This is a genomic window from Robertkochia solimangrovi, assembly GCF_007279655.1.
GTDB lineage: Bacteria > Bacteroidota > Bacteroidia > Flavobacteriales > Flavobacteriaceae > Robertkochia > Robertkochia solimangrovi.
In genome coordinates this window covers 414,752-427,144 of sequence record NZ_QKWN01000002.1, presented here as the reverse complement: position 1 = coordinate 427,144, position 12,393 = coordinate 414,752, and the positions used below count along the sequence as shown (strand labels likewise).

The window sequence follows — 12,393 nt, the reverse complement described above, 5'->3', positions numbered from 1 at the left end:
AATCAATAAAGTTGTGTAAATTTGTGCTGCTCAAATTTAGAGCAAATTGGCGCTATGAACAAAATTCACGATAAGACTTTAAGAGATCTGGAACTTTCAAAAGTACTTTTGCAGGTTGCAGATTTTTGTATTACAGAGCCGGGAAAGGAAAAAACGATGGCGATCAAACCTTTTACAAAGAGAAATGCTTTGTTTCGTTCGCTAAACCTTACCAATGAATACCTGGCTTCCTATGACAATAATAACCGAATCCCAAATCACTATTTCGATCCGGTTAACCGTGAGATTCGTTTGCTGGAGGTTGAGAATACTGTTATCGAGGTGGAAGGTTTTCGAAGAATTGCAGCTATTGCTCAAACGGTGAATCAGCACATCCTTTTCTTTAGGAAATTTGAAGAATACTACCCCTCCTGGACTCGCACTACCGAGAAGATCGAACTGACCAGGGAGCATGAGGATGCGATCAACAGGATCATCGATAAGTTTGGGGAGATAAGAGATGATGCTTCAGATCTGTTACAGCAGATCAGAAGACAGATCAATTCTGTACGCTCAAAGATCAACCAGAGCTTTAACAGTGCACTGAGTTCTTATGGAACCGCTGGATATCTCGATGATATTCGGGAAACCGTGATCGATAATCGTCGTGTACTTGCGGTTAAGGCCATGTATCGCAGAAAAATTAACGGGAGTATCATGGGAAATTCCAAGACGGGAAGTATCGTTTATATGGAGCCTGATGCTACGCAACAATACAGCCGCGAACTGAATAACCTTGAATATGAGGAAAAAGAAGAAATACAGCGTATTCTTAAGGAACTGACCAATTTTTTGCGACCCTTTCAGCCTTTGCTGGAAACCTACCAGAAATACCTGACTCTGACCGATTCAACAGCGGCCAAGGCTAAATATGCCGAAAGCATGAATGCCCTTTTACCGGAGATCACCGAAGAAAAAACAATGGAACTGCTGGAAGCCTATCATCCTCTCCTCTATCTTACCAATAAGAAAAGTGGAGCTAAGACCTTTCCGCAGTCCATAAAATTAAATCCGGATAACCGAATCATTGTAATTTCAGGACCCAATGCCGGAGGTAAGAGTATCACCCTGAAAACCGTCGGTCTTTTACAACTGATGCTGCAAAGCGGACTCCTGATTCCTGTGCATGAACGAAGCAAGACCTGTCTGTTCGATAGAATTCTTACGGATATCGGGGATAATCAATCTATAGAGAATCATTTGAGCACTTATAGCTATCGATTGAAGAACATGAATTATTTTCTTCGTAAATGCAACGAAGGCACTCTTTTTCTGATCGACGAATTCGGTACCGGTAGTGATCCGGAACTGGGAGGTGCCCTGGCGGAAACTTTTTTGGAAGTATTCTACGAAAGGGAGGCTTTTGGAATCATTACGACTCACTATGCAAATCTGAAAATGTTGGCGAATGAACTTCCGAATGCCACCAACGCAAATATGATGTTCAATAGTCGGACATTGGAGCCTGAATTTCGACTTATTCTGGGGGAAGCCGGTAGCTCCTTTACTTTTGAGGTAGCCCAGAAAAATGGTATACCCTATAGTCTGATCAATAAGGCTAAAAAGAAAATCGAACGCGGTAAGGTGCGTTTCGATGCCACTATCGCAAAACTCCAAAAGGAAAGAAGTAAGATGGAGCGCACTTCCGATCAGCTTAAAGAAGAGGAAACCCGTAAACGCGAAGAGGCCAGAAAACTGGAAGAACTCAACAGTAAAGTAAAAACCAAACTGGAAAGTTATCAGGAAATGTATGATCATAATCAACGAATGATCTATCTGGGTAATAAGATCAATGATATTTCTGAAAAATACTTTATCAATAAACAGAAGCGTCCGTTGATATCGGAATTCCTAAGAATTGTGGAAACCGAGAATTCTAAACGAAAAAAGGAATCTGCCGCTATAAAACGTGAGGAACGACAAAAGAAAGCTGCTGTAGCCAAAGAACTGGAAAAAGAGGTGAAAGTGATCCGGGAGAAAAAGAAAGAAGCGAAGGTTGCAGCCAGTAAATCTGCAAAGCCAAAACCACGTCCGATTCTTAAAATTGGAGACCGGGTAAGATTGATGGATGGGAAAGCTGTGGGCAGTATCGATGCTATCGAGAAGAATAAAGCGATCGTGAATTATGGTATGTTTACCACGAATGTGAATCTCGATCAACTGGAATTGGTCGAAGCAAAAAAATAAGGCTAAATTTGGAATACTAAACTCCGGTGACTCATGGATCTACCCGAAAACAAAAAGATAATCTTGTTTGATGGCGTCTGCAATCTTTGTAACGGCGCGGTAAATTATGTGATCAAGCGCGATAAAAAGGATGTTTTCAGGTTTGCCTCCTTGCAGGGGGAATTTGGAAAAAAATTCCTTACTGAACGCGGTTTAGACTCTGAAGAACTGGATTCCATCGTTGTTTACGAGCCCGGGGTAGCCTATTATAAGAAGGCCGATGCTGCCACTGAAATTGCCAAAGAGATCGGAGGTGGCTGGCAAATACTCGGACTTTTCAATTATATACTTCCACCGGTGTTTCGAAATGGTATCTACGACTTTATCGCGCGTAACCGCTATCGCTGGTTTGGAAGAAAAGATCAGTGTATGATCCCCACACCAGAATTACGATCCAAATTTCTTGAAGCGTAACATTCCTCTTTCTATTTAACGGTTCATATAATTTTTTGGATTCTCCTCCGTTTTAATGGAAACTCAAAATCAATTTTTATGCGTTTAATCAAAACCCCTTTGAATTTATTGATCCTGCTTATCCTTTTGGTAGCCTGCGGTAATGCCGATGACGATTTTGGTGGTGATGCGGGCATCGATAAATGTCTTGATCTGGGGACACAAGAGCTCAAGCTGACCATTCAGGATTCCTATACAACCCTTCCGGGAAAGGTTTCTGTTTTCTTTAAGGTAAATGATACTGACGGTAATCCTGTGCCCGGATTGACGGCAAGTAATTTTACGATCTATGAAAAAGGAAGGAATGATAATTGTTTCAATGTGATCTCTAATTCTGAATCCAATGGCAGAATTTCTCCTAACACGCAGATCTTTAATAACAATACCTTGTTGGTACTCGACCTTAGTAACTCTGTATTAAGTTCCAGTTTACAGGAATTAAAGAGTGCTTCGGTAAGCTTTATTCAAAATGTGATGCCTGATACAGCGAGTGATTCTTTTAAAATGGCGATCTACTGGTTTGATGGTGAGGATGTATTACATGAATTACATCCGTTATCTACCGATAAATCAGAGTTGATCAATTCAATCGAGGGAATTACCGCAGATATCAGCAACGACCCTTCGACCGACCTCTATGGTGCTGTAATAAAATCTACAGAGATAGCTTCTGATATCGTCGATGAATACGAACAGCAGGAGATCATTGCTGCTGCCTCTATCGTGATCTTTACCGACGGTACAGACCAGGCTTCGAGATATACCCGGGATGCTGCTTTAAATGCAGTGAACAGTGCAGATGAGAATATTTCTTATTTTACCATTGGACTTGGGTCTGAGATCGACGAAGCGGTGCTTGCGAACATCGGTAAGACCAGCAGTGTCTTTGCAGAGAATAAAGATGAACTTGAAGGAATCTTTAACGAGATCTCCATTGCGGTTTCCGGACAGGCACGCAGTTATTATCTATTTGAATATTGTAGTCCGAAACGGGATGGTAGTGGTATTAACCAGTTGGTGATACAGGCTACGAAAAGCGATAAAACCGGAGCGGTTCAGACCGAATTCGATGCGACCGGATTCACATCAGGCTGTAATTAGAATATAAAACTCACATATATAAAAAAAGCACCATTCGTGGTGCTTTTTTTATTTCTATTGATATTCTTTGACGATATTAATTCTGAGTTTACGGAAATAATCTTCGGCAAGCCAATCTCTGTAGTTTTTGGTACTCTTACTTATACATTGAGAGTATCTGCTGATACGACATTCTATGTCATCCTTGAGTTCCATGGCCAGCATGCGTGCCTCATAAGCATCTTCACTATTATCCACACACATTCTGGTATGTTGTTCCAAAGATTTTTCAAGGATCAGTTTTGATTTCTGCCCTCGCTTGAGAACCAGGTCATATTCTTTCTCTACATCAAACGTCACGCTATCTGTGTTCCCAAACTTCTCACGCAGTTTTGCGGGCATCTCATACATGAAATTACGTTCGATCTCCTCATCATCCTTGATGCTTTCCAGATAGAAATCCGGAAATTTGAAGATATGTTGCCAATCGACCGGTTCACTCCATACTCCGAAACGGGCAACATTGTTACCAAGGTCGATCACACTAAAGGTTTCTTTGTTGGGCAATACACGTGAACCTCTCCCGATCATTTGAAAATATAAGGTCAGGGAGCGGGTTGCACGGTTCAGGATGATACTTTCCACCGTAGGTTCATCGAAACCAGTGGTCAGGATGCTTACGGAACTGAGTATTGCGTCAGGCGTATTTTTGAACCATTTGAGGATCTCTTTACGGTCTTTATTACTATGTGTATTATCCAGATGTCTTACCGGATAACCTGCTTCCCTGAATAGTTCGTAGACATACCAGGAAGTATTAATACCATTGTTAAAAATAAGAGTCTTTTTTCCTTTACACTGCTCTTCATATGCGGTGAGTAATTTTTCCTGCATATCGAGATTGGAATAGAGGGCTTCGGACGATTTTACCGTATAATCTCCATTGATCCCTATTTTCAGGGAGGTAAGCCCTACATCATAGGTATGTGTTTCAGCTTTTGCAAGAAATCCTTTATCGATCAGGGTTCTTATCGCCTCACCAGTAATAAGTTCATTGTAATTGTCCTTCATGGGCAATTTGATATTTGAACTTAACGGGGTTGCAGTAACTCCCAGGATAAAGGATTTTTTAAAAAAACTTAATAATTTTCTGAAAGAGTTGTAATGCGCCTCATCGATAATGACGAGTCCAACATCTTTGATCTCAAGTTTTTTGTCGTATAAACGATTTTTAAGGGTTTCGACCATCGCGACGAAACACATATATTCATCCTGATCAGGAAGTTCTTTAACATGGCTGTTGATGATCTTGTTCTTTACTTTGAACCCTCTCAACATTTTGGAGGTCTGTTTGCTCAATTCAATTCGGTGCGTCAGCACAACCACCTTTTTTCCTCTTTCCTGAATATACCGTCGTACGATTTCAGAGAATATAACCGTTTTCCCGCCACCAGTGGGTAATTGATAAAGCAGGTGATAATTGGGAGGACAATTATTGATACGATCAAAGATCTGGTCTATCGCCCCTTTTTGATAGTCATACAGCTCTTTTTTCTCCTCTTCCTCGATCGTATACATAAGTCACTTTTGATAAAATTCCTAAACCAGCAAAAATAGAGAGAAATAACCTTTATCTGAAATTTTGACCCCTTAAATAAGCTATTTAACAGATGAAATGCGTTTTTGACATTGTAATGAATTGAAACCAGTGGTTTTGGCGTTGAAAATTAGTGTGATTTACCCGCTGCATATTCTGAACACAGTACATTTTGTTTGTTTTTTCTTAAAATATTATTAAAGTTTCGGCAATCACCATCATTCAGAAGCTTAATACTTGCTAATTAAGGAAAAAAATGTTATAAAGGGTGAGAGAAAACCTAATAGTGTATATATGAGACAACTCAAAATAATTAAGCAGGTAACCAACCGCGAATCCAAATCCCTTGACAAATACCTTCAGGATATCAGTAAGATCGACATGATCACTGCTGATGAGGAGGTAGAACTGGCGCAACGTATCAAGCAGGGCGATCAGGTAGCACTAGAAAAACTGACGAAAGCAAATCTTCGTTTTGTGGTTTCTGTAGCAAAACAATACCAGAATCAGGGTTTGAAACTTCCGGATCTGATCAATGAAGGAAATATGGGGTTGGTTAAAGCAGCCAAACGTTTTGATGAAACGCGAGGCTTTAAATTTATCTCATATGCCGTATGGTGGATCCGTCAGTCTATTTTACAGGCACTCGCCGAACAATCCCGTATAGTCAGACTCCCTTTGAACAAAATTGGTTCCATCAATAAGATCAATAAAGCTTACTCCTTTCTGGAACAGACGCATGAACGTGCTCCTTCTGCGGAAGAGATTGCGAAAGAACTGGATATGACTGTTAAGGATGTTCGTCAATCGATGCGAAGTTCCGGGCGACATCTTTCGATGGATGCTCCGCTCAAAGAAGGCGAAACTTCCAGTTTATATGATGTGGTTAAGTCGGGTGAATCACCGAACCCGGATAAAGAACTGCTGCACGATTCTCTCCATATCGAGATCAATCGCGCATTGGAAACCCTGACCACCCGGGAAGCGGATGTGATCAAGCTTAATTACGGGATCGGTAGTCAGCAACCCATGACACTGGAAGAGATCGGTGAGATCTTCGACCTTACCCGCGAACGTGTTCGTCAGATACGGGAAAAAGGAATCAGAAGGCTTCGTCATAATTCAAGAAGTAAAATTCTCAAGATGTATCTGGGATAAAATGAACTTTAACATGATTTTACAAATGTCAGGCAGAATTTAAACGTAAATTAATCGTTAGTTATGTTTGATCATTTAATGATTCGTCCATGTTAAAGAGGTTATTTAAGAAATATTGGAAAATACTGGCTATCATCACAGGTAGCCTTTTCTTTTTGGTTGTTGCTTTATTCATCAGTATCTATGCCGGCATGTGGGGCAAACTTCCCAGTGAAGAGGAATTAAAGCATATAAGACTTGATCAGGCAACTGAAATACTGGATGTAAACGGCGAATTGATCGGAAAACTTTTCATCAACGACCGGCAACCAGTACAGATGGACCAGATCCCCGAATCGATTACCAATGCATTGATATCTACCGAAGATGTGCGCTTCTACGAGCATGATGGCGTAGATAACCGAAGCCTGATGCGTGTTCTGTTTAAATCTATCTTAATGGGCGATGAATCATCCGGAGGTGGAAGCACAATAACACAGCAGTTGGCTAAGAATCTTTTTCCGAGGCAAAATCTTGGGAAGGCAGGCATTGTGATTCATAAGATAAAAGAGTCAATAATTGCCAAAAGGCTGGAAAAAGTCTATTCCAAAGATGAAATCCTGCTAAATTATCTCAACACGGTTCCTTTCGGAGATAATACTTTTGGGGTTGAGAGTGCTGCCAAACATTTTTTCAACAAACCGGTTAGCAAACTAGATATTCCAGAAGCCGCTACTCTGGTGGGTATGTTAAAAGCTACCTATACCTATAATCCACGTATCAATCCGGAAAAAAGTATTGAAAGAAGGAATGTGGTCATGTCGCAAATGGTTAAATATGACCGATTAGCTGAAGATTCGCTTGAAATACTTAAGAAAGACAGTCTTGGACTGGATTTGCGGAACTACAGTTATGATGAGGGAATTGCACCCTATTTTCGGGAACAGATACGAAAGGATCTTCAAAAATGGGCTAAGCAATATGAGGAAGAAAACGATACGGTTTTTAATATTTACACCGGTGGCTTTAAAGTGATCACTACTTTAAATTACGATATGCAGGTACTTGCTGAAGATGCGATGCAAATACATATGGAAAAACTTCAGGAGCAGTTCGAAAAAAGTTACGGCAAAAATGCGCCCTGGTCCGAGAGTTCGACCCTGATGAAATCAGTTGTCCTTCAGAATCCGATGTATAAGAAACTGATAAAAGATGGCCTATCAGAGAAAGAAGCGTTAGATTCACTTAAAGTAAAACATCAAGTATCGTTATTTAATTGGAACAAAAACAAAGAAATACAATACAGTACTATTGACAGTATTGCAAATTATCTTAAGATGTTGAACTGTGGCTCTGCTTCCGTCGATCCTCATACGGGGGCTATAAGAACCTGGATAGGCGGGATCAATTATAAGTCCAGAAAGTATGATCATGTTTCACAGAGTAAACGTCAGGTGGGATCTACTTTTAAACCTTTCGTTTACACGACTGCACTGGAACAGGGAATCAATCCTTGTACCTATTACGCGGTTAGGGCGGTGGAATATGAAAACATGGAGGGTTGGACTCCATCCAATGCATCCGATAAGGAAGACGAAGAATACATGAACTATTCTATGCAATATGCGCTGAGTCACTCGATCAATACCATTGCCGTGAAAGTTCTGGAGGATGCCGGAATAACAAATGTTATTGAGCAGGCAGAAAAAATGGGGATTACCTCTACGCTTCCAGAGGTTCCCTCACTGGCACTGGGTACTGCAGAGCTCGGTTTACTGGAAGTTGCGAAAGCTTATACCACTTATGTAAATGATGGTGCGCCTGCAACTCCCTATTATCTGGAAAGAATAGAAGACGAATCAGGTAAGGTGCTTTGGCAGAAGGAAAAATCAGAAAACGCCGCAAAGGTCTTGAGTGACATGAACCGCGAGATTATGCTGGAAATGCTGAAAAGCACGATTGATGAAGGAACTGCCACGAGAATTCGAAATACTTATGGCCTGAAGAATGACATTGCCGGTAAAACGGGAACCACGCAGTTGAATAAAGATGGATGGTTCGTAGGAATAACACCGGAGCTTGTAAGTGTGAGTTGGGTTGGTCTTGATGATCATCGTATAGGATTTAAAAATACAGCTATCGGACAGGGAGCCAATTCTGCTTTACCTCTCTTTGCACTTTGGTATCAAAAACTCAATGATTCTACCGAATTCGATGCGATCACTTCTGCAAAGTTTCCGGAACCTTCCGAAGAGGTACTCGAAGCGATGGCTTGCGATACGGAGAAAAGAGATGGCTTTTTCAAAAGGTTATTTTCAAATCCGGAAAAAACCAAAAAACGAAATTTCAAGACAAACAAAAGGGGTGAATAATCAGGCTTCATACTTTTTTTTCGGTACTAAAATTGCCTTATTTTTGTAGCGATTTTTAGTAGTATTATGGAATTAGAAAATTGGTTAAAGACCGCCTCCTGTTATATTCATGATGTTTTACTTGAAAACGGATATTCTCAGGATACCGCCGCTTATTTAAACCTGCTGGTAAATGTTGCGGTTGTTCTTGTTTTGATCTTTGTTCTTGATTATGTCCTGAGGCGTGTGATCATTCGCGCGTTTAATATTTTTTCTAATTCAACAAAGACTTCTTTCGATGATCATCTGGCGCAGAGTAACTTCCCGAAGTATACAGCTCATGTAATACCGTTCATTATCTTCGATCACCTGATCCCCTATACGTTCAGTGGTTTTCCTGCGCTTGAATTGTTCTTCAGAAAGGCTACGGATATTTATCTGATCATTTTGGTGGTCTGGATCATTCGGAGTATTATAAAATCAACCAAAGCCTATCTCCGCACCAAGCCCTACTTCCACGACAAACCTTTGGATAGTTATTCCCAGATCGTGATCATGGTGGTATGGGGCTTCGCAATTCTGGTGATATTTTCAGAGCTTGCAGATCAATCGATAAGAACCTTCCTAACTACTCTGGGAGCAGCTTCCGCGATTCTCCTATTGATCTTCAGAGATACGATACTGGGGTTTGTAGCGAGTATACAGGTTTCGGTAAACGACATGGTTAGGATCGGTGACTGGATCACTCATGAAAAATTCGGTGCCGATGGAGATGTGATAGAGATCAATTTAACCACCGTTAAGGTGCAGAACTTCGACAATACGATCACTACCCTTCCTACCTATTCACTTATCTCTGATTCCTTCAAAAACTGGAGGGGAATGCAGGTAAGCGGCGGAAGGCGAATCCGAAGAGCGATCTACCTCAAATCATCAAGTGTAAAATTTCTATCTGAAGAAGATCTCAACAGGTTTTCAGAGATTCAGGCGATTAAAAGCTATATCGATCACCGGCAAAGAGATATCGATAAATTTAACCGGGAAAATGAGATCGATAAACATCTATTTGTGAATGGAAGAAATCAGACCAATTTGGGTATCTTCAGAAAGTATTGCGACCTGTATCTTAATAATCATCCTGCTATCAATAAGGAACTGATGATTATGACCAGACATCTGGCTCCCACTCCACAAGGAATTCCACTTGAGATCTATGCTTTTTCTGCAGACAAGCGATGGGAGAATTACGAAAGGATTATGGCTGATATTTTTGAACATATCATTGCCGCTGTACCCTATTTCGATCTTGAAATTTTTGAATCACCTGCCGGCAGTGACCTCAAAGGTTTTAATGGCTGACATTGAATGTTAGCTGAACATTAACAGTATAAGTCATGGGTTTTCATTACTTTAATAATAAAAGAAATACTCATGAAAAGTTCTGTTATTCCACTGGTTGTGGTCGTGACTGCATTTCTGATCTGCTTTGTCTTTATGATACAGCTCAACCTGGCATTCGACCTTATGTTCTACATGATGGTTGCCGGACAAATCCTGATCATTTATATGGTGTACCGGGTTTTAACCGATAATTATACCACGACCCGTAACTTCGATGACTGGTATGAGGATCATCCGATGAACTCTTAAATTTGAATACCTTAAAGTTTTTATAATTATTTCCTAAAAAGATTATAAATACCTGAACTGCTGCGTTAATCTTTTGGTAAATAAATCTTAAGTAAAAGACTGTGTAACCAAAGAAGGAATACCTTTAAGTTGCTGACTAAAACTTAAATACGATGAAGACTATCATTTATTTACTCATCCTTCTGATGACCGCAGCCCTGAATTACACTCTTAAAATTACCGATTGTTCGGAATCGGAACTTGTAAAAACCGAAGCGATAAATAACAGTTCACAGGTATGTCCGATAGAACCCCAGCGTACAGGGTGTGAGATTTCTTGTCTAAAAAGAGAGATTACCTGCTCTTAGCGGCCAATTGTATTTCGCAGAAGCGACACTCCAACGTACTGTAATAAAACGCCTTATCACCTGAATATTAAGCTATCGCTTTATGTAAACAGTCTTTGCGTTCACAAACTCACGGATTCCGAGCTGACTGAGCTCGCGTCCGAATCCAGATCGCTTGACCCCTCCAAAAGGAAGTCTGGGATCAGATTTAACGAGGTCATTGATAAAAACAGCTCCTTCATTGAAATCACTCACATAATTTTCTATCGTAGATATATTACCGGTGCAGATCGTAACGCCGAGACCGAATGCGGAATCATTAGATAGGTCAATCGCTTCCTGAATATCTTTGAAACGATTCACTGTAAGCAACGGACCAAAAGTTTCTTCTCTGAATACAGGCATATCGACCGTAACATTATCCACTACCGTAGGTGCGAAGAAAGCGCCATCTCTTTTTCCACCCGTTAGAATCTCTGCCCCCATCTCAATAGATCTTTGTAATTGTTCTTCCATGGTTTTGGCAAGATCCTCTCTTGCCAAAACCCCGATATAGGTTTCTTTATCTGCAGGGTCACCAACTTTAAGATGTTCGACAGCCTTGATGAATTTCTTAAGGAATTTTGTAGCGATGCCTTCTTGTAACAATAATCTTTTGGCTGCGATACAGCTTTGTCCTGTATTCTGATAACGTGCATTCACAGCAAGAGCTACACTGGTGTCAATATCGGCATCATCCAGAACGATAAACGCGTTACTACCCCCTAATTCCAGGACGGATTTTTTGATTTCAGAAGCTGCGGTCGAAGACACAGCCTTCCCTGCTCCTTCACTACCGGTCAGCGTAACGGCTTTAACCAGGGGATTTCTGAGAATGCTTTCCACTTTATCACTTCCGATGACAAGATTTTGGAAACATCCTACAGGAAAGCCGGCATCAAGGATTACTTCTTCAATAAGGTTAGCGCTATGCATAACGGAAGAGGCATGCTTTAAAACTCCGGTATTACCCGCCATTAAAGCAGGAGCCACAAATCTGAAAACCTGCCAGAAAGGATAATTCCAGGGCATGACAGCCAGTATTAATCCAAGCGGATCAAAACGAATATAACTATGGTTTGCATCGGTCTTGATAGCCTCATCCTGTAAGAATGATACAGCATGCTCCGCATAATATTCACATACCCATGCGCATTTTTCAACTTCGGCTGCCGCCTGGGTAATAGGCTTACCCATTTCTTCGCTGATCACCTTTCCATATTCCTCCTTTCGTTCTTTCAAAAGTTCTGATAAACGGTACATATGTGAACTGCGAAGTTCGAAACTTGATTTACGCCATTTTAAAAAGGTCTCATTTCCAAGTTTCAGACGTTCTTTGATTTCATTTTGGGAGAGTTCTTCATATCGGGCAAGTTCTTTGCCTGTATATGGATTTATGGTAGTAATCATTTTATTTTTCCTCTAAATTAAGGGTATACAGCGCTTTTTTATATTAAAATTCTGTTATTGTTTATAAGATGGTTGAAAAGTTAGG

The 12,393-nt window shown here is 40.6% G+C and carries 10 protein-coding genes; 8 read left to right on the top strand and 2 right to left on the bottom strand.

What is annotated here, in order from left to right; translation table 11 throughout:
* The first annotated feature begins 54 nt into the window (after nucleotides 1-54).
* The 3 genes from DMZ48_RS05780 to DMZ48_RS05770 all read left to right on the top strand — a co-directional run bounded on the left by DMZ48_RS05780 (nucleotide 55) and on the right by DMZ48_RS05770 (nucleotide 3,819).
* Complete coding sequence (locus DMZ48_RS05780) at nucleotides 55-2,226, top strand: endonuclease MutS2 (protein WP_143954165.1); 2,172 nt, start codon at nucleotides 55-57, stop codon at nucleotides 2,224-2,226.
* Between the two features lie 33 nt (nucleotides 2,227-2,259).
* Nucleotides 2,260-2,679: a thiol-disulfide oxidoreductase DCC family protein gene (locus tag DMZ48_RS05775; protein WP_143954164.1), complete on the top strand. Its 420-nt coding sequence runs from the start codon at nucleotides 2,260-2,262 to the stop codon at nucleotides 2,677-2,679.
* A gap of 78 nt (nucleotides 2,680-2,757) precedes the next feature.
* Entirely contained in the window at nucleotides 2,758-3,819 is a 1,062-nt protein-coding gene (locus DMZ48_RS05770; RefSeq protein WP_143954163.1) for a VWA domain-containing protein, read from the top strand.
* 54 nt (nucleotides 3,820-3,873) lie between these two features.
* Here DMZ48_RS05770 and DMZ48_RS05765 read toward each other — a convergent pair whose 3' ends face one another.
* Complete coding sequence (locus DMZ48_RS05765) at nucleotides 3,874-5,376, bottom strand: DEAD/DEAH box helicase (RefSeq protein WP_143954162.1); 1,503 nt, start codon at nucleotides 5,374-5,376, stop codon at nucleotides 3,874-3,876.
* Between the two features lie 313 nt (nucleotides 5,377-5,689).
* On the opposite strand from DMZ48_RS05765, the gene DMZ48_RS05760 reads away from it, so the two are divergent.
* From DMZ48_RS05760 to DMZ48_RS05740, 5 genes are all read left to right on the top strand, one after another.
* Nucleotides 5,690-6,553, top strand: a complete 864-nt coding sequence (locus tag DMZ48_RS05760; RefSeq protein WP_143954161.1) for a sigma-70 family RNA polymerase sigma factor — start codon at nucleotides 5,690-5,692, stop codon at nucleotides 6,551-6,553.
* A gap of 89 nt (nucleotides 6,554-6,642) precedes the next feature.
* Nucleotides 6,643-8,904 carry a transglycosylase domain-containing protein gene (locus tag DMZ48_RS05755; RefSeq protein ID WP_143954160.1) on the top strand — a complete coding sequence of 754 codons (2,262 nt, stop codon included), beginning with the start codon at nucleotides 6,643-6,645 and terminating at the stop codon, nucleotides 8,902-8,904.
* A 66-nt stretch (nucleotides 8,905-8,970) separates the two neighbouring features.
* Nucleotides 8,971-10,242, top strand: coding sequence for a mechanosensitive ion channel family protein (locus DMZ48_RS05750; RefSeq protein WP_143954159.1), 1,272 nt, complete (start codon nucleotides 8,971-8,973; stop codon nucleotides 10,240-10,242).
* Between the two features lie 72 nt (nucleotides 10,243-10,314).
* Nucleotides 10,315-10,533 carry a hypothetical protein gene (locus tag DMZ48_RS05745; protein ID WP_143954158.1) on the top strand — a complete coding sequence of 73 codons (219 nt, stop codon included), beginning with the start codon at nucleotides 10,315-10,317 and terminating at the stop codon, nucleotides 10,531-10,533.
* 152 nt (nucleotides 10,534-10,685) lie between these two features.
* The gene (locus DMZ48_RS05740) at nucleotides 10,686-10,880 is read left to right on the top strand and encodes a hypothetical protein (protein ID WP_143954157.1); all 195 of its coding nucleotides are present in this window, start codon (nucleotides 10,686-10,688) and stop codon (nucleotides 10,878-10,880) included.
* A 72-nt stretch (nucleotides 10,881-10,952) separates the two neighbouring features.
* On the opposite strand, the gene DMZ48_RS05735 is transcribed toward DMZ48_RS05740, so the two are convergent.
* Nucleotides 10,953-12,308: an NAD-dependent succinate-semialdehyde dehydrogenase gene (locus DMZ48_RS05735; protein ID WP_143954156.1), complete on the bottom strand. Its 1,356-nt coding sequence runs from the start codon at nucleotides 12,306-12,308 to the stop codon at nucleotides 10,953-10,955.
* Nucleotides 12,309-12,393: the final 85 nt, after the last annotated feature.